A 23,801-nucleotide genomic window follows, 5' to 3' on the forward strand; every position below is an offset into this window, starting at 1 on the left:
ATACATGTTTCCAATTCGAAAACATGAAAAAAAATATGCCCATAAGAGAAAGAATCTAGATCGAATCGAGAATTTCTCTTATGAAATCGTGCAATTCCAAGGAACCGTTCCGGTTTCTATAACCTGACCTATCGCTTGTAAGACAGATTGTTTTTGTTTTTTCATGGTGCTTATAAAGCTTCGTATCTGACAAAAAGATTCTGCGCCTTTCTTACTTCGAAACGTTCCAGACACTTTCTGTTTGACTTTCGTCATTCGAATATCCCGTTCTGCTTGATTGTTATCAAATGGAATGTCTGGATGTTCTAAAAATGCTAGAATTCTGTCAGCATATTTGACGAAGCGATTCCATAAATTTTGAGCAGGCGTCTGTTTTCCTTTCTTTTTTGGTTCTGAAGAAAATACTTGTTTTTCTTTTAATATAGCTTGATAGGCAGTCGACAGATTCTCTTGCTCTGCTTTTGGCAGGAGTCCTTTGTATTGTTTTTTTAGCGTTAAGGCTTGCGTTAAAAACTCCTGCATCTGTTGTGCCCATTTTTCTCCGGTACTATCTATAATTCCTTGTAAATCTCGTAAGAGGTGGGCATTACATAATACGTGACGACAATCTGTATACGCATCATATGATTTCCAACCATCATGCATCGCGATTCCAGAAAAAGACGGCAAGATTTCTCCAGCATCCATTGCTTCTTTTCCGCGTTTTTGATGAATATGTTGCAATGTCACCTCCGGTGTACTGGCAGTATGTAACCATTGTGTTTTATTTTCTACACGCATACCGGTTTCATCAAAATGGACAACAGAAGACTGAAGGATCTGGTCTTTTACTTCTTGGAGAAAAGGCTGCAATTGAGCCGAAAAACTGTTTGTATGATTGACTAACGTTCCTTCACTGATAGAATGTCCAAAACAATCTTGAAAGAATTCTTTTGTTCTTTTTAAAGAAAGACACTGATAATGCGTTAAATAGGGGATTAGTCTTTTTATATTTGGACCATATTGAACAGGACGAGAGACAGTAGAAGGAAACTGGGATTCTTGAATAGAATGGCAATGTGGGCACTCTTTTTGTTCCACTTTATGTTCTGTTACTTCTATCTGGATAGGTGGTAAATCATACACTTGGCGAATGCGGTATCCTTTTACAGGCTCATGGTCTAAAGAAGTATAGCAACAAGTACAATAGGTAGGAGAATATGTAATTGTATGGTCTGGAGTCGCTGTCAAACCAAGAGTATGTCCTTTGTGGCCCAACTGGCCACCGGTTTGACGCTGGGATGATTTTCGCAAACTTTTTGTAATAGGCTTACGAAAACCATCTGTAGAGGGTGGTTTATGACTATTTGTAGAGTTTTTTTTTGAACGATTTTCTAATTCTTCTATACGCTCTTTTAAATTCTGTATTTGACTTTCTAATTGATGAACAAAATCGCAAATAGCTTGAGGTCCCTTTTGATAGACAGCTAGAATTTCTTGTTTTTTCAACATAAATACCACCTCCTTGTATGATATATCTAGTATTCACACAAAAAGTACATATCAGACTAGTAAATGAAAAAAGCCTCCGTGAGGAAGCTGAGTAGTTACGATAAAATCAAATTAGGAGAAAAAATTACGCTAACTTTAAATCTCAATAATGTAAAACAACTTATGTCAGGAACATTCGAAGTTCCTTATAGCAAACAGTTGTTTAAGTTTACAGATGTGAAACCAAACCCAGCACTTACGGAATATGTAAAACAACATGGTCTGAATCTTAAATTAGAAGATCCGAAGATAAATGAAGAAGGAACTTGGGAAAATACTGTAAAGGTTGGCGCATCTTTAGCCGGAGCTGAATTTAAGGGAATAGATGGAGATACACCATTTTTAGATGTTACATTCGAAATGACGAGCGATGAATATTTTAATAATTTAACTGCATTTGGGACGGATAAATTCTCTTATACAAAAGCTGGTGCATCAGAAGGTATTGAGATTCCTGTGTTTAAAGACAAGTCTTTTGCTATTGTTTCGAAACATTCAACAGTTACAGGATATATTGGTCCGGAAGCTTTCTTGAATGAAGAGGGGTATTTAGGTAAGAATGATTACAAAAAACTAGGAGCAAAAGTGTACGCAGTTGGCAAGGATGGAAAGAAATATACAGGAACGGTTAATGATAATGGACAATTTGAAATTCATAGTGTTCCAGTAAGCGATAAAGAATATGATATTTTCGTAGAAATGCCAGGTCATTTAAATAGTAAATTAACAACGAAAATAGGAAAAGTGCAGGATGGAGAATTAGTGGGACAAAACTTTAGAGCTGACATAGATGATAACCTTGCAGGTGATGTAAACGGCGATAAAATGGTAGATATTCAAGATGCTAGGATAGCAGCTTTATCGTATGGAAAAGGAAAAGTATCTGTAAAAGATGGAGATATAAATCAAGATGGTGTTGTAGATGAAACGGATATTCGTTTTATCGAGAAAAACTTCTTGAAAAAGGGTCCAGATGCTAAAGAAAATCAGAAACCAAAAGAAAATGTAGGGCCAGTGACTTTAGAGAAAATTTTACGCTCTATTGGTTTAGAACCAAAAAAATAAGTGGGCAAACTTCTAGATTAAATAAAGCAATAAGACAATGAATATAAAATTAAATGAGATTGGCTAACAAATAACCGGTAATAATTTACGGTAACATTACCGGTTATTTTAAAAGTAATAGTCATTGGGGTACATGAAGTAACTAGTTTAAAGTTAGTTCGCTTTCATTGTGGGACAAGGTAGTTGCTTAATTATTTTTTGAGGGATGGAAATAAGGTTTGTAGTTTGAACTTTAAAAATAGGGGGACTTATGAAATGAGTATTAAGAAAAAACTTGGTATGGGTGTTGTAACTGCAGCGCTTGGTTTATCTTTAATTGGCGGGGGAACATATGCGTATTTTAGTGATAAGGAAGTATCACAAAATACGTTTGCAGCGGGTACTTTAGATTTGAGTGTTAATCCTGAAGTTGTTATTAATGTCGACAATATTAAACCAGGTGATGAAATGGAGCGTGGTTTTCAATTAGTAAACAAAGGAACCTTAGCAATAGGAGATGTGAAACTCCTGACAGATTACAGTGTAATCGATGCTAAAGGAGATAATGGAAATGTTGATTTTGGTGATCATATCCGTGTTGATTTCTTGTGGAATTTGGATAAAAACGAGGTTCCAATTTGGTCTACTACATTATCTGAATTAAAGGTAGCTACGCAAAATGGAAGTATTCCTGATCTTGTACAAAAAGGTGTTGTAGACCGAGAAGGAAATGGACTTGCTCCTGGTGATGATGATACTTTCTATGTAATGTTCACATTTGTAGATAACGATGAAGAGCAAAATGTATTTCAAGGAGATTCATTAAAATTAAATTGGACTTTCAATTCAATGCAGACAAAAGGTGAAGAGAAATAAAAATAAATGTTATATACGAGAATCAATTGATGAAGAATTGAGAAATAGAATTTTTAATAGTGTAAGGGTTGATTTAGTGAATCAACCCTTTTTGGTGTTTTGAGAGAAAATTATGCTTGAATTATTTGGGGAAAATAAGCTTGAAAGTTACGTTACGTCATCTTTTATACTTAAAGAAACACAGAGTAGGGGGATGGTGTATATGATTTTGAAAAGTATGTGGGGATGGAAAGAAATCTTATATTTATTTATGTTTGTATTCATTATTGTTCCAGTAACAGTTGAATCTCTTTTTTATGACTATGCTTTAGAGATAATAGGGAACGCATTATATGCTGGAGTATTAATGGGATTTATAATGGCAGTGATATTTACTACTGTAGTTTATCTTTTTTGTATAAAAAGATATAAATTGTCGTGGAAAGACATTGGAATTCGGAAGCTTTCATGGAGAGATTTCCTATGGACAGTTGTAGCGCTAATTTTTTTAATTATAGTTAGTATTGCTGTATTAATGATAATGGAGAAAATGGGTATTTCTTTTGAAAATAGTAAAACGGAAACAGTTCAAAATGATAAATCAATATATGCGTTCTGTATCGCGGTAATTGGAGCAGCAGTTATATCACCAATCTATGAAGAGGTTTTATATCGAGGTGTTTTTTATACGTTTTTTCGTGATAGATATGGCATATGGGGTGGAGTGCTTATAAGTTCTATAATATTTACTGTTGTTCATATTCCAACATATAACACATTACCAGTGAATTTTTTAAGTGGGGTAGTGTTTGCATGGTTATATGAGAAAACAAATTCTATTTTATCAGCGATGATTGCCCACGCATTATTCAATTTCATAGCAGTACTTCTCACATTTATGTCGAATTAAGAAGATATATAGGAGGGATACATATGGAAATAGCTGTAGAACGAGTTTTTACAAGAGAGATCTTAGCAAGAGCAGCAAAGGCATTTCATGTGACAGTGGAAGAAAAGCCACTTGGAGATTTTGAAAATTATATTTTTAAGGCGAAGGGTAATAGGGATGAAGATTACGTATTACGTTTAACGCACTCTTCTCATCGTTCTAAAAAAGAAGTCGAGGCTGAACTAGATTTTTTACGATATGTTGCGGAGAATGGGGCAAAGGTAGCAGGACCTCTTTACTCAACTTCTCAAAATCTTGTAGAAGAAATTGGAGCGGAAGATAGCACTTTCTTTTTTGCATCTTTATTTACATATGCAAAAGGTGAGCAAGTAAAAGGCGAAGGATCGCATTATTGGGGAGATGCTTACTTTGAAGCGTGGGGAAAAGCGATTGGCCAACTGCATCGCCTAACAATGAACTATCCTAAAACAGATTATCGTGATACGTGGGAAGAAGATGAGAGCGGGATTGTTAATGAATTAGAAGATGATCAAGTGAAAAAGATTGCTGCGGTATTAATGGATGAAATAAAGGCTCTTCCCATTGAAAGAGAAACGTTCGGCCTGATGCACGGTGATATCCATCCAGGTAATTTTCATTATGATGGTAAAGAGCTAACAATCTTTGATTTTGATGATGCGGCTTATAATTACTTTATACATGATTTAGCGATGGTTCTCTATTACTCTGTTCTATTTACACCGTGGACAGCGGAAGAGAAGACAAATTTTGCTCGTAAACAGCTACAAGTGTTACGAAAAGGATATGAGTATGAGCACAGACTGGCGGATAGTTGGTATGAATCGTTACCGTTGTTTTTGCGTCTACGTGATGTTGGTTTATACGGTACACTTCAAAAGAAGTTTAAGGGGAAAGATATGCCAGATAACTTCCGAGAATTATCAGAAGAGCTATATGAAAGAATTATAAAAAGAGAAGCAATTGTGAATATATAATACATTTTTGTGAAAACAAAGTATACAAAATAAATGTATACTTTGTTTTTTTATACAAAAATATGTTTGTTTTATTAAAATAATATTGTTATAGATTCGGTATACACTTATAATTTTATATATATTCTGAATATTCTTTATAAAGGAGGAGGGGGAATGTTGGAAGCTTTCGTGAATTGGTTAAATAATATTGTTTGGAGTCCAGCACTTGTTTATTTATGTTTAGGAGTAGGTTTATATTTTTCCATTCGAACGAGGTTTTTACAAGTAAGGCATGTAGGCGAAATGGTGAAGCTGACATTTCAAGGTGAAAAATCAGAGGCTGGTGTTTCTTCATTCCAAGCGTTAGCACTTTCGTTATCAGGACGCGTTGGGACAGGGAATATAGCTGGGGTAGCAACAGCGGTTGCATTCGGTGGACCTGGAGCTGTATTTTGGATGTGGGCAGTAGCCTTTTTAGGAGCAGGATCAGCTTATGTGGAATCAACACTTGCGCAAATATATAAAACGAAACATCAAGGACAGTTTCGTGGTGGACCTGCTTATTACATTGAAAAAGGTTTAGGTGTGAAATGGTATGCATTAGTATTCGTTGCAGCGACAATTATTGCAACAGGGCTTTTATTGCCAGGTGTGCAAGCAAATAGTATTGCCGTAAGTTTAGAAACAGCTTTTGGAATTAACACTACCGTATCAGGGGCTTTATTAGTTGTTGTATTAGCTATTATCATCTTCGGTGGCGTAAAGCGAATCGTTAACGTTGCACAAGTTGTTGTACCGTTTATGGCAGTTGGTTATATTTTAGTAGCTTGCGTTATTGTTGCTATGAATATTGAAAAATTACCAGAAGCATTTATGTTAATTATAAGAAGTGCTTTTGCATTAGAGGCGGCTTTCGGTGGTATTATCGGTTTAGCAATTTCTTGGGGAGTAAAACGTGGTATTTATTCCAATGAAGCAGGGCAAGGAACTGGACCACATGCAGCAGCAGCAGCTGAAGTATCACATCCAGCTAAACAAGGTTTAGTGCAAGCATTTTCCGTTTACATTGATACATTATTTGTTTGTTCAGCAACAGCATTTATGATGATTATTACAGGCATGTATAACGTATTTGATGCAAGCGGAAAAAACCTTATTGTAAATAAATTAAATGGTGCTCAGCCGGGACCGGGATATACACAGGCAGCGGTAGAATCTGTTTTCCCTGGATTTGGAAACGGTTTCGTTGCAATCTCGTTACTATTCTTTGCATTTACAACAATTATGGCGTATTACTACATTGCAGAAACGAATATCGCATACTTAAATCGTGATAAAGACCGTCCTTGGCTGTCTATGGTACTAAAATTTGTATTTTTAGGAGCTGTATTCTACGGTTGTATAAAAACAGCAGCAACGGCGTGGGCTTTAGGTGACATCGGTGTAGGAATTATGGCATGGGTAAATATCATTGCGATTTTACTATTACAAAAACCTGCATTAGTTGCATTAAAGGATTATGAAAAGCAGAAAAAAGAAGGAAAAGATCCGGTATTCGATCCAGGGCCATTAGGCATTAAAAATGCTGATTTCTGGGAGCATGAATACGGGAAAGATAAGAAAGAAGAAGTATCCTAATAGAATAGAAATGAAGAAGCAAAGGGAAATCCCTTTGCTTTTTTTATGGAAAAAATGAGGCTGGAAGTTATTTTTTTACCTATTTTTGAATATAAAAAGAATGTACATGCTTTGTTAGTGGAAGGGGGGAGTATGTTGATAGATTTTCGTAATGTAAATAAATATTATGGTAACTTTCAAGTTTTAAAAGATATTAATGTGCAAGTGAAAAAAGGTGAAGTGGTAGTAGTTGTTGGGCCTTCAGGATCAGGAAAAAGTACGTTGCTTCGGTGTATAAATCAGCTAGAGACCATTACAGATGGAGAGTTAATTGTACAAAATACGGAGGTACACAATGCAAAAACAGATATGAATGAATTACGCCGAAATATTGGGATGGTCTTTCAACATTTTTATTTATATCCACATAAAACGGTTCTTCAAAATATTACACTAGCACCGATTAAAGTAAATAAAGTTTCAAAAGAGGAAGCTGAGAAAACAGCGATGTTTTATTTAGAGAAAGTAGGAATTCCGGAGAAGGCTAGTGTATATCCACATCAATTATCTGGTGGACAACAGCAAAGGGTAGCGATTGCTAGGGGACTCGCGATGCAGCCGGAAATTATGCTATTCGATGAGCCTACGTCTGCTCTTGATCCGGAGATGATTGGGGAAGTACTTGATGTTATGAAAACGCTAGCCAAAGAAGGGATGACGATGGTCGTTGTCACGCATGAAATGGGATTTGCGCGAGAAGTAGCGGATCGGATTTTATTTATGGATGATGGCAAGATCATTGAGGATACGACACCAGCGCAATTCTTTGCAAGTCCTGAACAAGAAAGAGCGCGTCTATTTTTAAGAAGAGTGTTAAACCATTAAAGGAGGAATTTCATGCTTAAAATGAAAAAGTTGTTTACCTTAATTGTATTCTCATGTTTATTCGTACTTGTCGTTGCCGGGTGCGGAAGTAAAAAAGATGAGGCGAAGGAAACGAATACGAAGCAAGGCGGGGCTGTTGAGCAAATTAAGAAGCGCGGGAAGCTAGTAGTTGGGGTGAAGAATGATACGAACTTATTTGGATTGAAAAATCCTTCAACAGGGCAAGTAGAAGGATTTGATGTTGATGTTGCAAAGGCGCTTGCGAAAAAAATTCTTGGAGATGAAAAGAAACTAGAATTAAAAGAAGTAACGTCTAAAACGCGTATTCCACTACTGAAAAACGGTGATATCGATGCAATTATCGCAACAATGACAATTACGGAAGAACGCAAAAAAGAAGTGGATTTTTCAGATGTATATTTTAAAGCAGGGCAATCGTTACTTGTGAAAAAAGGGAGCGATATTAAAAATATTGATGATGTGAAAAAGGGTGTAAAAGTGTTAGCTGTAAAAGGTTCAACATCAACAAATAATATTCGTCAAAAGTCACCAGAAGCGACTGTATTAGAATTTGAAAATTACAGTGAGGCATTTACGGCGTTAAAAGCAGGGAAAGGTGATGTTTTAACGACAGATAACGCAATTCTTTACGGCATGGCAAAACAAGATTCAAATTATGAGGTTGTAGGGAAAATTTTTACGGATGAACCGTACGGAATTGCAGTGCAAAAAGGGGCAGATGATTTAACGAAAGAGATTAATAGCTTACTAAAAGATATGAAAGCGAATGGGGAATACGATAAATTGTATGAAAAATGGATTGGTCAAAAACAAGAGAAGTAAAGTTAAACTTTAATTAGTGGGGCTTTATTTCTAGTGAATAGTAAGAGTGAGAGGATGAGGGATGCTCATCCTCTTCTTGTAAAGAAAGAGGGGAGAATATGTGCCTGATTTTTCTATATTAACGAATAACATTGATATGTATTTAGAAGGCTTTAAATATACTGTGATGTCTAGTGTAATTGCATTAATAGGAAGCTTTATTTTAGGAGTAATTTTGGCTGTAATGCGTATTGCACCGATTCGTATTTTAAATTGGATAGGATCAGTTTTTGTGGAGTTTGTAAGAAATATTCCACTTGTATTAATTGCATTTATATTCTATTTTGCTTTACCTGTAATAGGAATCACTTTAAATGGTTTTGTAGCAGGGACAGTTACGCTTACTGTATATACTGCATCGTTTATTGCGGAAGTTATTCGCGCTGGTATTTTATCAGTCGCAAAAGGTCAAATGGAAGCAGCGCGTTCCTCGGGATTGACTTATACGCAAGCGATGTACCATGTCGTTTTACCTCAAGCGATGAAAATCGTAATCCCTCCTCTAGGAAATCAATTTCTCAATTTAGTAAAAAACTCTTCCATACTCGGAATTATCGCTGGTATGGATTTAATGTATCAAGGGGACTTAATTTCAACGAAGACGTTTGTTACGTTCGATGTCTATATATTTGTCGGGATGTTTTATTTAATATTAACAATTCCGCTCAGTATGCTAGTGCGTTATTTAGAAAAACGCTTGGCAAAGGAGGCGGTGTAAATGGATTTTAAGGGAGCAATAACAGGTGATCATATTCTGTTTTTATTAAAAGGATTACTTATAACGTTAGAGGTAGCACTCGTAGCAATTGTACTTAGCTTTATTATTGGTAGTGTAATAGGGACATTACGCTACATGAAAATACCTGTTGTCTCACAAGTATTAGGGATTATTGTTGAAGTGATTCGAAACTTACCACTACTTTTAATTATATTTTTCACGTATTTTGCACTTCCAGAAGCAGGCTTGAAATTAGAAATTATAACAGCTGTAATTGTTGCTTTAACAATATTTGAAGCAGCAATGATATCTGAAATTGTTCGAGGTGGTCTATTATCTATTGAAAAAGGACAGATTGAGGCCGCAAGATCTTCAGGATTAACGTATGTTCAAGCGCTTTGGCATATTATTTTGCCACAAGCATTAAGAAGGATGGTCCCGCCACTTGTCAGTCAGTTTATTTCATTGCTGAAAGATACATCACTCGCAGTTGCTATATCACTGCCAGAGCTTATGCATAATGCTCAAATCATTAGCGGACAGAATGTAAATTATATGATTCCAACGTTTATAGTAGTAGCTTGTATGTACTTTATCGTAAACTATAGTTTATCAATTTTATCGAGAAGATTAGAACTCCGTTAACTCTTACAATATATGTAAGGGTTTTTCCTTGTTTATCCTTATTTTCCTCTAATTAGAATCTAAATCTCGTGATAATTCGATTTTTTATATTATTTTATCAGAAAAGTTTTAATTTTATATAGAAATTGTAATCGCTTTCGTGTATATTTTTATTATCAGAAAATTTTAACAAGATATAGGGGTATCGGTAGGGGGAGGATTTAGATGCAGCAACCAACGAATGAGAAATTACATCGTACGATGAAGAGTAGACATTTATTTATGATCGCACTAGGTGGTGTAATCGGGACTGGGTTTTTCTTAGGTTCAGGTTACACCATTAATCAGGCTGGACCAGGGGGAGCCATCCTTTCATATTTAGTTGGCGGATTTATTATGTATTTAACAATGCTTTGTCTTGGAGAGTTAACGGTAGCAATGCCAGTTTCAGGTTCTTTCCAAAAGTATGCGACGAAGTTTATTGGACCGGGAACGGGCTTTATGATTGGCTGGCTATATTGGCTTGGCTGGGCAGTGACAGTAGGTTTAGAGTTAACTTCAATTGGTTTAATGATGAAAAGATGGTTTCCGAATGTTGATGTTTGGGTATGGTGTCTTGTATTCGGCGTTATTTTATATGCATCAAACGCAATTTCGGCGAAAAGTTATGCTGAATTAGAATTTTGGTTCTCTAGTATTAAAGTAGTTACAATTCTTGCATTTGTTGTTCTTGGTGGTAGTGCATTACTAGGGTTTATATCATATGACGGAAAAGAAGCAGCACCTCTTTTCTCTAACTTTGTAAGCGATGGTGGATTATTCCCGAATGGACTAGCTGCCGTATTACTTACAATGATTACAGTTAACTTCTCGTTCCAAGGAACAGAGTTAATCGGGATTGCAGCGGGAGAAAGTGAAAATCCTGAAAAAACAATTCCACGTGCGATTCGTAATACAGTATGGCGCATCATGTTATTCTTCATTTTAACAATGACAATTTTAGTAGGATTAATTTCTTGGAAAGAAGCTGGCGTAATTGAAAGTCCATTCGTAGTCGTATTTGATAAAATCGGTATTCCATACGCAGCTGATATTATGAACTTCGTTATTATTACAGCGTTACTATCTGTAGCGAATTCAGGATTATATGCGGCAACTCGTATATTATGGTCACTTGCAAATGAAGGAATGGCACCAACATCGTTCCAGAAAGTAAATAAGCGTGGTATTCCAATTACAGCACTAGTTGTAACGATTGCAGTAGCTGGCCTTTCTTTATTCTCAAGTTTCCTTGCAGAAGATACAGTATACATGTACTTATTATCTATAGCTGGTTTATCGGCTGTTTCCAGTTGGATCATTATTGCTTTATCGCAACTACGCTTTAGAAGTCAGTATATAAAAGGCGGAGGAAAGTTAGAGGACTTAAAGTATAGAACACCACTATACCCAATTGTTCCGATTTTAGCTTTAATTACAAATAGTATCGTTGTTATTAGTTTAGCGTTTATTCCAGAACAAAGAATGGCGTTATACTGTGGTATTCCATTTATCATTTTCTGCTATATATATTATTATATGAGTAAGAAACGGAAGAAACCGATGAAAGTGGAGATGGAAGCGAAGTATGAAAATAAAAATTAAGCATGATGATATAGAGGCAGATTTATCGTATGGTCCATTAGCGATTGGAAAAGAAAATGGGTATTCACCGTTACAATTACTCGTTTCTTCTATCGCAGGATGTAGTGCAATTGTCTTTCAAACAATTTTAGAAAAGAAACGTATTACATATGATACGTTTACAATCGAAACGGAAATTGGTAGAAGTGAAGCTTTATCAAAACCAGTTGAAAGTGTTCATTTGCACTATAAAATTAAAGCACAAAACATTACAGAAGAGCAATTGGACAAGGCACTGCAACTTGCAGTGAAAAATTGTACGATTGTTCAATCGGTAAAAGATAGTATAAAAGTTACGGAAACAATTGAACTAATAAAGTGAAACATAAAAACGTGAGAATACGGCTCTCACGTTTTTATGTTTTTAACAGAGGGGGAAGTATTATGGAATGTTTAGGTTGTAAATTAGCAAACGAAGAGGAAAAAATATATAAAGTATATGAAGATGACTATGTAACATGCTTTTTAGATCATGAACCTTTCTATTCAGGACACACTTTAATTGTGCCAAAGCAGCATGTTGTAGAAGTGGACGAATTAGATGATGTTATAGCGAAATCAATTATGGATGCTTCTAAGCTGATTGCAAAAGCGATTAAATCATTATATAAACCAGAAGGAATTACAGTTTGTCAAAATGGTGGCATTTTTAACGAGTTAAAGCATTACCATATGCATGTCGTACCGAGATATAAAGAGCGCTCGTTTGCCGAGTTTTATACGGTACAACTAGGAGAAAAGAAGAATCATAACTTGGAAGAGACACAGAATTTGTTACAAGAAGCGATAGAGCAAATAATGCTTACTGAAAAGGCATAAGTGGGATGTTCTTAATGGAACAGTCAGGAAAATTCTAATAAACAAAAGCTCAATTTCTCAGTTACAATAGAGAAATTGAGCTTTTGTTTATTCTATTATTAAATTTTATATATAAAAAGATTTTACAGTGTCACAAAGTATAGCGCTCATTCGTTATATAGAGTGAGAGGAGGAATTAGATGAAATTTACAAACAACGATTATGAAAAGATGGAAGAGCTATACGAGTTGTATGAACAAAAAATTTATTATGTAGCGTATTCTATTTTAAATAATATTCAGCAGGCTGAAGATGCGGTTCAAGAGACGTTTATTACCCTTTATAAGAACTTGGAAAAGCTCCATAGCTTGAGCACTGAAGAGCTTAAACGCTATATTTTGAGGGTCGCGAAAAACAAGGCGATTGATAGTTACCGGAAAAATAAACGACATGAAACATTTTTAGAAGAATATGAAAGAGAATCAGCAGAAGCGGTAGATGAAAATATTGAAGAGTGGGAAAAACGTAAAATGTCTGAAGTTCAAATTGATACATTGCTAAAGGAGTTAAATGAATCTAACAGACAGGTGTTTAAGTATAAAGTCTTCTATAACTTAACGTATCAAGAGATTTCAAGTGTTATGGGGATAACGGAGGTCAATGTCCGCAAGCAGTTTGAACGCGCTCGAAAACGAGTCCAAAATATGATAGGAGGTATACAACATGACGAATTCAAAGAACTCCAAAGAAATATATGAACTTGCTGAAAAGATTGCTTTAGATGATTTTGATAAACTTGAAGAACAACATGAATTTTCACATACATATACGCGCAAAAAGAAATTGTTTATGGAGGAAATGAAGCTGAAAGATGGACAACCACAGAAAAAGCGTAAAAAACATCGTATGTTAATCGCTGCTGCTTGTTTATTGATTGGTATGCCGACAACAGTTTTTGGTGCAGTAAAAGTCTACAATATGATTGTTCAAAAACAAAATTACGAAGTAAATGTTTCAGTAACAAATAAGGACTCGAAAAAGGCTGACAAGTGGTATAAATTGAAAATCGATAAATTACCAGAAAATATGGAGGCAATTGATGACTCTGCTATGAAATATTCATTTAAAGATAACGACGCAAATGGAGGCTTTTCATTTGCTCTTTGGAGAGTAGGGGAAAATGCGGACTTTCAAACTTTATATTCAAAAAGCTACGAAGAAAAAGAGATAAGTGGCAAGAAAGCAGTAATTGTTCATAAAGAAACTGGAAACAACAATGTAATGTTTGATAGGAAGGTCTTTCTCTTTTTTGAGAAAGAAGGGATTATGTTAGAAAGCTTTATTGGATCAGATGTAAATGAAGAACAAATGATGGATGTGTTAGGGAACATTTCACTTGAGCCTACGTCAAAAGGAAAGGCAGCACATATAACAGATTATGATAAAAAGTATTTTAGCGAAGCGGATGAACCTAAAAAAAATAAGGTGATTCCTTTGAAAAAAGATAGTAAACGACTATTTCACATAGGACAAAAGGTTCCAGTAACGATATCTATGGATAACAGCCAAATTGAATATATGATAGAAAAAGTTGAAGTCTTTGATTCAATTAAAGATTTTAAACAAGAGAACTTTAATGAATTTGGCTTAGGGATATTAAGCAAGAAGAAGGCTTTAGATCACACGGGAAAATTGCTATCGTACAGACGGGATGTATATAAATTAGGGAATGGTAAAGATTCAATTGATACATTAGTAGATTCAAAATTAGTTAATGTTAAATTTGTCTACCTGACAACAACAGTGAAAAATATAGGTAAACAGGCGACAGAAGAAATCTATATGCATCCATCCATAAAGCAGCTTAAATTTGAAGGGAATGCATGGAAATACGCTAAAGAAGAGGGAATGGACGCAACGCGTATTATGACGGGAGAAGTTAATTATTTAGAGCCTCACGGAGATGGGAAAAGCTTCTACAATATTGGCAGTATCCGACCAGGAGAAACGGTAAAAGTTAAATTAGGTTATTTTGTGGATGAGGATAAATTAGATTCAATCTTCCTGGATGCTTTCCGTTACAGTGGTTTTAGTGGAACTGAGAATATGAATTCGAAAAATCGTTGGTGGTTTGACATTCGTCAATAATAAAACAATGGGAACAACGGGACGAAAAAAGCTGCTTATATTTAGCAGCTTTTTTCGTCTTCATACATATGTAAAATTTCTTTCGCACGTAGACGTAAACCATCTATCAATTCTTTCGGTTCTAAAACTCTTGCATCTTTTCCAAGTCTATAAAATAAAGGAGTAATAAAGTTAATTTCACCTTTATCAATTGTTGAATGTATATATCCTGTCCCGTCTTCGTTTACTACCACGAATTCTTCAAGGTAAGGAACGCTTTCACATTGGCGCACGCCTTCTGCTGTTAATGAGACGTGTAACTGCGTAGGAATATGCACTACGTTAGAGCTAGAGGCAAACCATTCTTCTAAATTCATGAACGTATCTTTATTTTCTTCTGTTGATAATATAGAAAGAATACGATCAACGCGATACAGTAATACTTTTTTTCTACTGAAGTCATAGGACGGTAAGTACCATAGTCCGTCGTGAGCGTATACACCGATAGGATGAACATGCTTTGTTTTTATCCCCGATTTAGATTCGTATTGAAAGTGTAAATTTTTATTTTCAATAGCCGCAGTTAGTACTTCGTTTAAAAGAGGTGTATCAATCGTTCTCTTCGGATTCCAAAAAGTGATATAAGAACGTATTTTATCAACTTTCGTTTTCGCATCATGTTGTAGAGAGCTATACAGTTTATGTGTAACGGAATTGATTTCTGTGTTAAAAGGTAAGTCTCTGTAGTAGCTTAAAGATTGAAATGCAAAAAAGATGGAGACTGCTTCTTCTTCCGTAAATAAAATAGGGGGAATGACTCTATTCGTTAATACTTTATAGCCTCCGTTACGACCTTGTTCAGCATAGATGGGTAATCCCATATCACTTAAATCTACTATGTATCTATGGACAGTACGAACGGAAATATTAAATTCATCAGCTATTTCTTGAGCTGTAAATGTCTTTTTGGCGGAAGCAAATATAAGAATATCTAATAAGCGTTTAGCTTTTGACAAATGTATCACCTTTTTTCTTTGTAACATGACATAAATTGTCATGTTTTATTGTTAGTATATTGTTTACATCATATGTTATCAATATGAGATGCAAGGAGGAAAAGATATGTCACGTGAAATAGTTTTATTTATAGCGGCGAGCTTGGATGGATATATCGCGAAAGAAGATGATGATTTACAGTGGTTAATGGAAACGGAAGGAGAGGGAGATAACGGTTATACAGAAATGTATGACACAATTGATACAATAATCATGGGAAAAAGAACGTACGATTATGTAGTAGAGCATATGGACACATTCCCGTATGTAGATAAAAAATGTTATGTTTTCTCTAACTCAGAAAAAGGTTCAAACGAACATGTGGAGTTTGTAAATGAAGATGTAGTGGAGTTTATAAAAAGGTTAAAAGCACAAGAAGGATCTAAAATATGGATGGTCGGTGGAGGGAGTCTACTAAGAGAATTCTTTAAGAATAATCTAATTGATGAATATGTTGTCACGATTACACCGCATATATTAGGTTCTGGAGTTCCGTTATTTCAAGAAAAGAACCCGGAAATCAATTTAACTTTAACGGATACGAAACGTTTTGGGCAATTTGTAAATTTATATTATAAGGAAAAGAAATAGCATACTAATGAACGGACCAAATTACATCTGATTTGGTCTGTTCGTATTCTTAGTTATAGTGAGGTTTATCTGTCCTTAACATATCAATTAGTATAAGGGATAACATATTGATTTGGATAATTCAAAAGGAAAATTGTAATTTTATGTTGAAATGAACATGGAAAGTATAAAGGAATGTGCTTAGATTACTAAGGAGGTTGTCTTGAACAAAGGGAGTGAAGAATTGGATGAAAAGAAACTATTAAAATTAGTTTTAGAAATTCAAGAGCTACAAGATTTTGGGAAAGATTTTGAACATAAACTCATTGTATTTGAAAATAGTGTTCCTTATCCAAATGCAAAAGAATTATTTTTTGCTGATTACGGTGCAGAATATATTGTAAAAAGAGCTATTAATCATAAAAATATAAAATTAGGTGAGTTAAATAAAGAGGAGTTAGTTACCTTGGTTCAAAAACTTATGGATACGGAAGGAGAAGAATGGGAACAGGCAATTTGGTTGGACATGGTTGAATCGTCTGTTATTGACCCTAAAATAGGTGATTATATTTTCTGGAGCGATGACGAATTAACCGCCAGAGAAATTATAGATAAAGCATTGGCTTATAAACCATTAAAATTATAAAGTGTGTTGCTTTAAGTAGAATTAAAGGTTTATTTTAGAATAGATTGAGGGTGTTGCAAAACTCATAAATATTCAAAAATAAATGCATAAAAAAATCCGTTTTCCTGGAAGAATGATAGTACCCTAAACTATCTCCAGAAAGGACGGATTTACTAGTATGATAACCAATTTTGATCACAATCAATCCATTTTACACATTTTATTTGCCTACGTAGACAGTTTAACCATTGGAGGCGTTCCGCCTATTACAGGCCGCCCACCTATCTGTAGAAAAGCTTTACTCAAATGTTTTTTTGTGAAAACGGTATTCCAAATCAATTCATTACGTAAGTTAACTCGCTTTTTGCATCAATATCCTTCATTTCGTGTATCTTGTGGTCTTTCCTTTGTTCCTCATATATCCACTTTCTCACGTGTAGGAACTTGGTTTCGCAATGAAGGTATTCCGTTGATTCATAAACAAACTCTTGAAGAAATGAATTTAGGATTAATTCCGTGTGTTTTAATTGATAGCACTGCCTTACGGAGTAGTTTATATGATTCCCAAGCAAAATGGGGGAAATCTACTCGTTATGGTTGGTATAAGGGATATAAAGCTCATGTCTGTTCTACACCAGAAGGTGTTGTATTGTCGTATGCATTTACAACAGCGAACGTACATGATAGCAAAATGGCTCCTGTATTGCTTCAAGATATACAAAATCAAAATGTGTTATTTTCCATTGCAGATGCTGCTTATGATAGTCAGCGCATTTATGAAATTGCAAAAACATGTGATATTTTTGCGGTGAATCCAATTAACCCACGTAATGGCGAACAAAGCAAAAGTACACATCGCCGTGTATTATCTCATTTTGCACAAACCATCTTTGGCAAACAGTTGATGAAAGAGCGTGGGAAAATTGAACAACAGTTTGGTCATCTCAAAGATAAAGGGCTGGAACAGCCACGTTGGTATGGTCAAAATCGCTATTTATTACATGTTCAGCTAGTTTTTCTGATTCATAACATTGCATATTTATTTTAGTTTTGCAACACCCTCTAGATTGTATAAAATTAAGAGGTTTAGAAATTTGTTTAAGTTTTGTCTTTAATTTGATTTAAGCTAAAGGAGAATTTAGTTCAATAAGACAATAAAAGACGCCTAGAGTTTTTGAACTCTGGGCGTTTTCATATGCTAATTATGATGTGATTTTGTAAATCAAAACTGAACTTGTTAATTGATGATAGTTGTATTTCTATATAAATGGCAATGAAATGATAAAGCAAGACCCATGATCGACTTCACTCGTTACAGTAATATTCCCGCCGTGTAGTTCTACAATTTCTTTCACGATAGATAGTCCTAAACCAGTTCCGCCTGTAGCTCGTGATCTTGCTTTATCAACTCGATAAAAACGGTCGAAAATGTGAGGGAGGTCTTCAGGCGGAATACCTTCGCCTTCATCTTCAATTATAATGGAAATACGTTTATGTTCTTCTGTAACAGAAATATTTATATGAGAATGCTTTTGTGAATGTCTATAAGCGTTATTTAAAATGTTTACTATAACTTGTTCAAATCGCTGTTCATCTAAGTTTACTAGCAGTGTAGAAGGACAAGAGAAAGAAACTTTAATGTATCTTTCTTTATACATGGCATTTACTTTTTCGGCTATGCGAGTAAGGAAGGTGTGTAAATATACTTCCTTTACTTGAATAGAAAAGTTATGTTGTTCCATTTGTGCAAGTGAAAATAAGTCTTGAACTAAGTTCGTAATATAATCAGACTCATCTTTTATAATAGATAAATATCGCAAACGTTGCTTAGGAGATGTGGTTTCTTTTAAAGCAATGTCAGCATAACCTCTTACGTATGTTAACGGTGTTCGTAATTCATGAGCAACACTTGCTAGAAATTCACTTCGCTCTGCTTTCATATAATGTAAATCATTAGCAAGCGTTTGAATAGATGATGCTAGTTCACCAATTTCATCATTTCGAGTAGTTGTTAATGAAACAGATAAGTCGCCTTTACTCATTTTTTCAGTAGCATGTTTCATGTGTAACAATGGCTTTGTTAATAACCGAGATAAAAGAAAAATGGTGATGACTGTGAGTAGAAACGTGATGGCACCAGCAATAATGAATTGTTTGGTTAATCCATTAACCAACTCTTCGATGGATGCTGTCCCAAGAAACATATACACATAGCCTTCGTGTTTTCCAGCTACTATAATGGGACTAACTGTACATATATAATTAGATGTTTTCCAATGATTTTCTATAATCGCTCCGTTATGGTCTGTTCGAGTCTGCATTCTACTAATGTGATCTTTTATAGTCGTGTTTATTTTGTTAGATTTAGCTAGCACTTCTTTATTTGTATTTGTAATAACGACGGTTGTTTCAGCTTCAGATTCCATTAGTGCAACGTGAGAGATTGTTTGCTCATCATAATATTTTTCAAGTACATCACGATGGCTGTTTCCACGTTTTAATAAAGCAGTCATTTCTTCATTTACTCTAGTGTTTACGAGACTATAATAGAGCAAAACAAATAGAACACTTTCGATTAAAAGTGTGAAAATTAAAAAATAAAATCCGAATTGAATAGAGATTCGTTTCATTAATTTGCTCCTTAATGTTTGGTATCAACCCATCGATAACCAACTCCGTACACAGTTTTTAAATGATGATCGATAGGGAAATTTCCTTTGCGTAATTTATCACGTAAATTACGAATATGTGAATCGACTGTGCGATCTTCTGTATTTGTATTTAATCCCCAAATTCGTTCAATGAGCTGATCACGGCTTAGTACGTAGTTTACATGGCGTAAAAATAACCCGAGTAAAGAGAATTCAATTGGTGTAAGAAGAAGTTCTTCATTATGGACAGAAGCGAAGTGCTTTGCTTCATCCCATAGAATCCCATGATATTGGATTTGTTTATGTTCATTTGTGCGCCTTAAAACAGCTTCAATTCTTGCGAAAAGTTCCTCCTCATGGAAAGGTTTTGTTACGTAATCATCAGCTCCGATTTTTAATCCTTGGACGACATCTACTGTTTGATCACGAGCCGTTACCATAATGATAGGAACGTTACTAAAGGATCGAATTCTTTTGCACGTTTCCCATCCGTCCATCTTTGGCATCATAATATCGAGTAAAACAAATTTAAAGTTTTGATTTTCTATATGTGAAATAGCTTCTTCTCCGGATTGTGCACATATGCAGTTATATCCAATTGGAGTAAGGTAAAGTGTTAATAATTCAAGCATTCTCGGTTCATCGTCTACGAGCAGTATATCAATCATAGAGAGCCCTCCATCTTTATAATCGTTACTTAAATTGTAAGTCAAAATCATGAAGAAATGGTGCAGATTATCATGCGTCTGCATAATTTCTTCAGAATTGCTTGTTATTGTAAAGTTGAAATTCCATTTTAGGTAATGATATTGGCCCGAAAACGATTCATATGGAGGCGGTATAGTGAAAAAGATGACCCGGATTTTTGGGATAACAATAATTGCGGCGGTTGGTCTTGCGGCGTGTGGGCAAACGAACACGGATCATAAAAATCATGAATCTAAAGAAGAGAAAAAAACAGAGCAAAAGGAAATGAAAATGAATCAGGAGGTAACTGCGCCGAAAGAAATGAACGAAGGTGCATCGAATGATTTATTAACGACAAGCTTAAAAAATGTAACGAGATTAAACACAAACGATCCTTTGCAAATGGCAGTATTAACTTCGCAAACGATATGGCCAGCAACGCATAAAGAGAATCAGCCAGGCGCTGTTATTTTAGTGCCAGTAAACGAGTGGCAATTAGGTATTGCGAGTGCGGATCTTATTCACCATCCGAATAACGGGCCAATTTTATTTATAGAAAAAGAAAAGGTACCCGAAATGACGTTAAAAGAAATAAAACGATTAAATCCGCTCGGAACGAAAGATGGAACACAAATTATGGTGATGGGGGATGTAGGTCCATCTATCCTTGAGCAATTAAAAGCATATAAAATAAAGCAAATAAAAGAAACGGATCCAGCTATATTTGCTAAAGACGTGGATAAAGAATATGCCGATATAACAGGAAGTTATCCAAATAGTGTTATTATCGGTTCGTCTGAAGAAGAAGGGCGTTTATACACAACACCAGCTGTAAACTGGATCTCTCATATGCCAGAACCGCTTTTATATACAGAAAAAGATAAGGTGCCAGAAGCGACGATAGAGGCATTAAAAATGAGAAAAGATAAAGCGAATATATATGTATTAGGACCAGAAAAAATCATTTCAAAAGCAGTAGAAAAAGAGTTAAGTAAATACGGGAAAGTAACGCGTATTAGTGGGGAGACTCCAACAGAAAATTCGGTTGCATTTGCGAAGTTTAAAGATGAAAAAACGAAATTTGGCTGGGGGTTCACAAAACCAGGTCACGGTTTATCATTTGTTTCAAGCAAAACACCAGACTTAGCAGTTGCAGGAGCACCATTTTCACATATGGGTAAACACGCACCTGTTGTATTGTTAGAAGAAGGTAAAGCTTCACAACCAGTGTATGACTTCCTCGCTAGTATTCAACCGAAGTTTAAAGATAACCCAACACTTGGGCCTTATAACCACGGCTTCTTATTAGGAAGTACGAGTGATATTTCATTTGAAACACAAGGTATATTGGATGAGAGGTTAGAGATTGTTCAGGAAATTGGTCAAGGGCACGGTGAACATTAATAAAATGAGCAAAGGCGCTGCGAAGGTAGCGCCTTTTTCTGTAGGAAACTTTTACATAGCAAAAATCTCTCTACTCGTTATATAATAGCCTTCGTGCAGTCGGCTTAGATTTTCTTATGGAGAAAATCAAATGATAAAAGAGTAGAGGAGTGGTATTTTGTTTCAAACGATAAAAAATGATTGGTTCTCCAATGTGAGAGGGGATGTGCTATCGGGAATTGTCGTTGCTTTAGCGTTAATTCCTGAAGCGATTGCTTTCTCTGTTATTGCAGGCGTGGATCCGACCGTTGGGTTATACGCAGCCTTTTGTATTGCGGTTACCATTGCATTTGTTGGTGGAAGAACTGGGATGATTTCAGCTGCAACAGGTGCAATGGCATTATTAATGGTGACGCTCGTTAAGGATCATGGTTTGCAATACTTATTTGCTACAACAATATTAACAGGTATTGTCCAAATTATTTTTGGCGTGTTCAAACTGAGCTCATTTATGAAGTTTGTTCCTAAATCTGTTATGAGTGGTTTTTTAAATTCACTTGGAATTTTAGTTTTTACAGCGCAATTGCCACATTTTAAAAATGCAACTTGGCAAATGTATGCACTTGTCGCATTAGGACTTGTAATTATATATGTATTTCCACGTATTACGACGGCTGTACCGTCTACACTTATTTCCATTATTATTGTGACAAGTATTGCACTTATGAGCGGATTACAGTTAAAAACAGTCGGGGATATGGGAAGTTTACCGAAAGAATTACCGTTCTTTAGCATTCCTAATGTACCGTTTACACTTGAGACATTAGGGATCATTTTACCGTACGCAGTTATGCTTGCAATTATCGGTTTACTAGAGTCATTATTAACAGCTTCAGTTTTAGATGATATGACGCATACGGAAAGTAATAAACATAAAGAAGCACGTGGACAAGGTATTGCAAACATTGTCGCTGGTTTCTTCGGAGGAATGGCAGGATGTGCAATGATTGGACAATCTGTTATTAATATTAAATCAGGTGGACGAGGTCGTTTATCGACATTTGTAGCAGGCGGGTTTTTAATCGTATTACTATTCGTTTTAGGTGATTATGTTGTTCATATTCCGATGGCAGCTTTAGTTGCAGTTATGATCATGGTTTCAATTGGAACATTTGATTGGAACTCTGTAACAACGATTCATAAAGTACCAAAAGGAAACGCATTTGTTATGATCGTAACAGTTGTGATTGTCCTAATTACACATAATTTAGCATTAGGTGTAATTATCGGAACAGTAATTAGTGCGGTTTTATTTGCATTCAATATGGCAAAGATTCACGTGAAACATTTATATATTGAAAATAAGAAAATATACGAAATTCATGGTCAACTTTTCTTTGCATCTACAGCAGACTTTATAAATAATTTTGCATTTGAGGAAGATATAAAAGAAATTGAGTTGAATTTTACTCACGCACACGTATGGGATGATTCAGCGGTAGCAGCAATTGATAAAGTTATCATGAAGTATGAACAAAGTGGCGTGAAAGTAAGTATAACGGGATTAAATGAACGAAGCTCGAAGATTATTTCAAACTTAGCTACTTATAATAAAAGAATTGCTAGTTAGAAGCCTCCTTTTTAGGGGGCTTTATTATATAATACGGGTAGGATAACGAAAAGGGGATTCAGCATATGTACAAACAAATTATATTAGCATGTGACGGTTCTGAACATGCACTTCGAGCAGCGGAACATGCAACATATATTGCGAAATGTAGCGAAGAAACAAATGTTGAAGTTGTGTACGTAGTAGATAATAGAACGGCAAAATCAGATATTATACAAGGTCAAACAGATTTAGAAACAATATCGGCTAGTCGAAAAGATAAATTAAAAGAGATTGAAAGTTTATTAAAGAAAGAGAACATTTCCTACAAAATTACGATATTACATGGCGATCCTGGAGATACGCTCGTTCAATATGTGAATACAGGGGATATAGATCTTGTTATCGCTGGCAGTAGAGGGTTAAATACATTACAAGAAATGGTGCTTGGTAGTGTAAGCCATAAAATAGCAAAACGAGTGAAATGCCCGGTAATGATTATAAAATAATATGAGTGAGAAATTTTGTAGTGTAAGCAAGACCTTGATATAATTCGAGGTCTTTTTTGAC

The 23,801-nt window shown here is 35.2% G+C and carries 23 protein-coding genes and 1 pseudogene; 20 read left to right on the forward strand and 4 right to left on the reverse strand.

Annotation, left to right across the window (positions count from 1 at the left end; genetic code table 11):
- Positions 1 to 78 precede the first annotated feature (78 nt).
- Complete coding sequence (tnpC, locus tag QCI41_RS21185; RefSeq protein ID WP_353836078.1) at positions 79 to 1,491, reverse strand: IS66 family transposase; 1,413 nt, start codon at positions 1,489 to 1,491, stop codon at positions 79 to 81.
- A 93-nt stretch (positions 1,492 to 1,584) separates the two neighbouring features.
- Between tnpC and QCI41_RS21190 the strand changes: the two are divergent.
- The 14 genes and pseudogenes from QCI41_RS21190 to QCI41_RS21255 form a co-directional block, all read left to right on the forward strand.
- Positions 1,585 to 2,595 (forward strand): annotated as a pseudogene (locus tag QCI41_RS21190) (S8 family serine peptidase); the annotation flags it as partial.
- 255 nt (positions 2,596 to 2,850) lie between these two features.
- The gene (locus QCI41_RS21195; protein WP_353836754.1) at positions 2,851 to 3,450 is read left to right on the forward strand and encodes a TasA family protein; all 600 of its coding nucleotides are present in this window, start codon (positions 2,851 to 2,853) and stop codon (positions 3,448 to 3,450) included.
- A gap of 202 nt (positions 3,451 to 3,652) precedes the next feature.
- Positions 3,653 to 4,339, forward strand: a complete 687-nt coding sequence (locus QCI41_RS21200) for a CPBP family intramembrane glutamic endopeptidase (protein WP_353836753.1) — start codon at positions 3,653 to 3,655, stop codon at positions 4,337 to 4,339.
- Positions 4,340 to 4,362: 23 nt separating this feature from the next.
- Complete coding sequence (locus QCI41_RS21205; protein WP_353836752.1) at positions 4,363 to 5,334, forward strand: phosphotransferase enzyme family protein; 972 nt, start codon at positions 4,363 to 4,365, stop codon at positions 5,332 to 5,334.
- 159 nt (positions 5,335 to 5,493) lie between these two features.
- Positions 5,494 to 6,954 carry an alanine/glycine:cation symporter family protein gene (locus QCI41_RS21210; RefSeq protein WP_353838813.1) on the forward strand — a complete coding sequence of 487 codons (1,461 nt, stop codon included), beginning with the start codon at positions 5,494 to 5,496 and terminating at the stop codon, positions 6,952 to 6,954.
- Between the two features lie 45 nt (positions 6,955 to 6,999).
- Positions 7,000 to 7,818 (forward strand): amino acid ABC transporter ATP-binding protein, encoded by an 819-nt coding sequence (locus QCI41_RS21215; protein WP_353836751.1) that lies wholly within the window; start codon positions 7,000 to 7,002, stop codon positions 7,816 to 7,818.
- 12 nt (positions 7,819 to 7,830) lie between these two features.
- Positions 7,831 to 8,661, forward strand: coding sequence for a glutamine ABC transporter substrate-binding protein GlnH (gene glnH, locus QCI41_RS21220; RefSeq protein ID WP_353836750.1), 831 nt, complete (start codon positions 7,831 to 7,833; stop codon positions 8,659 to 8,661).
- Between the two features lie 100 nt (positions 8,662 to 8,761).
- Positions 8,762 to 9,418: an amino acid ABC transporter permease gene (locus tag QCI41_RS21225; RefSeq protein WP_353836749.1), complete on the forward strand. Its 657-nt coding sequence runs from the start codon at positions 8,762 to 8,764 to the stop codon at positions 9,416 to 9,418.
- On the forward strand, positions 9,419 to 10,063 hold the full coding sequence (locus tag QCI41_RS21230; RefSeq protein ID WP_283884130.1) for an amino acid ABC transporter permease: 645 nt from the start codon (positions 9,419 to 9,421) through the stop codon (positions 10,061 to 10,063).
- Between the two features lie 204 nt (positions 10,064 to 10,267).
- Entirely contained in the window at positions 10,268 to 11,686 is a 1,419-nt protein-coding gene (locus QCI41_RS21235; protein WP_353836748.1) for an amino acid permease, read from the forward strand.
- Positions 11,670 to 12,047, forward strand: a complete 378-nt coding sequence (locus tag QCI41_RS21240; RefSeq protein WP_044444486.1) for an OsmC family protein — start codon at positions 11,670 to 11,672, stop codon at positions 12,045 to 12,047. Before QCI41_RS21235 ends, QCI41_RS21240 begins: the two co-directional genes overlap by 17 nt.
- Positions 12,048 to 12,058: 11 nt before the next feature.
- Positions 12,059 to 12,544, forward strand: coding sequence for an HIT family protein (locus QCI41_RS21245; protein ID WP_353836747.1), 486 nt, complete (start codon positions 12,059 to 12,061; stop codon positions 12,542 to 12,544).
- Between the two features lie 179 nt (positions 12,545 to 12,723).
- Positions 12,724 to 13,281, forward strand: coding sequence for an RNA polymerase sigma factor (locus QCI41_RS21250; protein WP_353836746.1), 558 nt, complete (start codon positions 12,724 to 12,726; stop codon positions 13,279 to 13,281).
- Positions 13,247 to 14,671, forward strand: a complete 1,425-nt coding sequence (locus tag QCI41_RS21255; protein ID WP_353836745.1) for a DUF4367 domain-containing protein — start codon at positions 13,247 to 13,249, stop codon at positions 14,669 to 14,671. The genes QCI41_RS21250 and QCI41_RS21255 overlap by 35 nt, the downstream gene beginning before the upstream one ends.
- A 41-nt stretch (positions 14,672 to 14,712) precedes the next feature.
- On the opposite strand, the gene QCI41_RS21260 is transcribed toward QCI41_RS21255, so the two are convergent.
- Entirely contained in the window at positions 14,713 to 15,708 is a 996-nt protein-coding gene (locus tag QCI41_RS21260; protein WP_353836744.1) for a helix-turn-helix transcriptional regulator, read from the reverse strand.
- 64 nt (positions 15,709 to 15,772) lie between these two features.
- Between QCI41_RS21260 and QCI41_RS21265 the strand changes: the two genes are divergently transcribed.
- From QCI41_RS21265 to QCI41_RS21275, 3 genes are all read left to right on the forward strand, one after another.
- Positions 15,773 to 16,297, forward strand: coding sequence for a dihydrofolate reductase family protein (locus tag QCI41_RS21265; protein WP_353836743.1), 525 nt, complete (start codon positions 15,773 to 15,775; stop codon positions 16,295 to 16,297).
- A 202-nt stretch (positions 16,298 to 16,499) separates the two neighbouring features.
- Positions 16,500 to 16,922 carry an e9imm peptide gene (locus QCI41_RS21270; RefSeq protein WP_353836742.1) on the forward strand — a complete coding sequence of 141 codons (423 nt, stop codon included), beginning with the start codon at positions 16,500 to 16,502 and terminating at the stop codon, positions 16,920 to 16,922.
- A 157-nt stretch (positions 16,923 to 17,079) separates the two neighbouring features.
- The gene (locus QCI41_RS21275) at positions 17,080 to 17,949 is read left to right on the forward strand and encodes a transposase (protein WP_353836336.1); all 870 of its coding nucleotides are present in this window, start codon (positions 17,080 to 17,082) and stop codon (positions 17,947 to 17,949) included.
- Between the two features lie 211 nt (positions 17,950 to 18,160).
- On the opposite strand, the gene QCI41_RS21280 is transcribed toward QCI41_RS21275, so the two are convergent.
- Positions 18,161 to 19,531 (reverse strand): HAMP domain-containing sensor histidine kinase, encoded by a 1,371-nt coding sequence (locus QCI41_RS21280; protein WP_353836741.1) that lies wholly within the window; start codon positions 19,529 to 19,531, stop codon positions 18,161 to 18,163.
- A gap of 11 nt (positions 19,532 to 19,542) precedes the next feature.
- Positions 19,543 to 20,271, reverse strand: a complete 729-nt coding sequence (locus tag QCI41_RS21285; protein WP_116892196.1) for a response regulator transcription factor — start codon at positions 20,269 to 20,271, stop codon at positions 19,543 to 19,545.
- A 124-nt stretch (positions 20,272 to 20,395) separates the two neighbouring features.
- Here QCI41_RS21285 and QCI41_RS21290 point away from each other — a divergent pair, with 124 nt between their 5' ends.
- The 3 genes from QCI41_RS21290 (at position 20,396) to QCI41_RS21300 (ending at position 23,740) form a co-directional block, all read left to right on the forward strand.
- Positions 20,396 to 21,643 carry a cell wall-binding repeat-containing protein gene (locus QCI41_RS21290; protein WP_353836740.1) on the forward strand — a complete coding sequence of 416 codons (1,248 nt, stop codon included), beginning with the start codon at positions 20,396 to 20,398 and terminating at the stop codon, positions 21,641 to 21,643.
- Between the two features lie 157 nt (positions 21,644 to 21,800).
- Positions 21,801 to 23,252, forward strand: coding sequence for a SulP family inorganic anion transporter (locus tag QCI41_RS21295; RefSeq protein WP_353836739.1), 1,452 nt, complete (start codon positions 21,801 to 21,803; stop codon positions 23,250 to 23,252).
- A gap of 65 nt (positions 23,253 to 23,317) precedes the next feature.
- Complete coding sequence (locus tag QCI41_RS21300) at positions 23,318 to 23,740, forward strand: universal stress protein (RefSeq protein WP_048567094.1); 423 nt, start codon at positions 23,318 to 23,320, stop codon at positions 23,738 to 23,740.
- Positions 23,741 to 23,801: the final 61 nt, after the last annotated feature.

This window comes from Bacillus cereus group sp. MG4, assembly GCF_040460055.1.
GTDB classification, from domain to species: Bacteria; Bacillota; Bacilli; order Bacillales; family Bacillaceae_G; genus Bacillus_A; species Bacillus_A wiedmannii.

Excerpts from the sequence above, each read along its gene's own strand:
- tnpC (WP_353836078.1), bottom strand. The coding sequence starts at position 1,491 with ATGTTGAAAAAACAAGAAATTCTAGCTGTCTATCAAAAGGGACCTCAA.
- QCI41_RS21195 (WP_353836754.1), top strand. The coding sequence starts at position 2,851 with ATGAGTATTAAGAAAAAACTTGGTATGGGTGTTGTAACTGCAGCGCTT.
- QCI41_RS21200 (WP_353836753.1), top strand. The coding sequence starts at position 3,653 with ATGATTTTGAAAAGTATGTGGGGATGGAAAGAAATCTTATATTTATTT.
- QCI41_RS21205 (WP_353836752.1), top strand. The coding sequence starts at position 4,363 with ATGGAAATAGCTGTAGAACGAGTTTTTACAAGAGAGATCTTAGCAAGA.
- QCI41_RS21215 (WP_353836751.1), top strand. The coding sequence starts at position 7,000 with ATGGAAAAAATGAGGCTGGAAGTTATTTTTTTACCTATTTTTGAATAT.
- glnH (WP_353836750.1), top strand. The coding sequence starts at position 7,831 with ATGCTTAAAATGAAAAAGTTGTTTACCTTAATTGTATTCTCATGTTTA.
- QCI41_RS21230 (WP_283884130.1), top strand. The coding sequence starts at position 9,419 with ATGGATTTTAAGGGAGCAATAACAGGTGATCATATTCTGTTTTTATTA.
- QCI41_RS21235 (WP_353836748.1), top strand. The coding sequence starts at position 10,268 with ATGCAGCAACCAACGAATGAGAAATTACATCGTACGATGAAGAGTAGA.
- QCI41_RS21240 (WP_044444486.1), top strand. The coding sequence starts at position 11,670 with ATGAAAATAAAAATTAAGCATGATGATATAGAGGCAGATTTATCGTAT.
- QCI41_RS21250 (WP_353836746.1), top strand. The coding sequence starts at position 12,724 with ATGAAATTTACAAACAACGATTATGAAAAGATGGAAGAGCTATACGAG.
- QCI41_RS21255 (WP_353836745.1), top strand. The coding sequence starts at position 13,247 with ATGACGAATTCAAAGAACTCCAAAGAAATATATGAACTTGCTGAAAAG.
- QCI41_RS21260 (WP_353836744.1), bottom strand. The coding sequence starts at position 15,708 with ATGACAATTTATGTCATGTTACAAAGAAAAAAGGTGATACATTTGTCA.
- QCI41_RS21265 (WP_353836743.1), top strand. The coding sequence starts at position 15,773 with ATGTCACGTGAAATAGTTTTATTTATAGCGGCGAGCTTGGATGGATAT.
- QCI41_RS21275 (WP_353836336.1), top strand. The coding sequence starts at position 17,080 with ATGATAACCAATTTTGATCACAATCAATCCATTTTACACATTTTATTT.
- QCI41_RS21280 (WP_353836741.1), bottom strand. The coding sequence starts at position 19,531 with ATGAAACGAATCTCTATTCAATTCGGATTTTATTTTTTAATTTTCACA.
- QCI41_RS21285 (WP_116892196.1), bottom strand. The coding sequence starts at position 20,271 with ATGATTTTGACTTACAATTTAAGTAACGATTATAAAGATGGAGGGCTC.
- QCI41_RS21300 (WP_048567094.1), top strand. The coding sequence starts at position 23,318 with ATGTACAAACAAATTATATTAGCATGTGACGGTTCTGAACATGCACTT.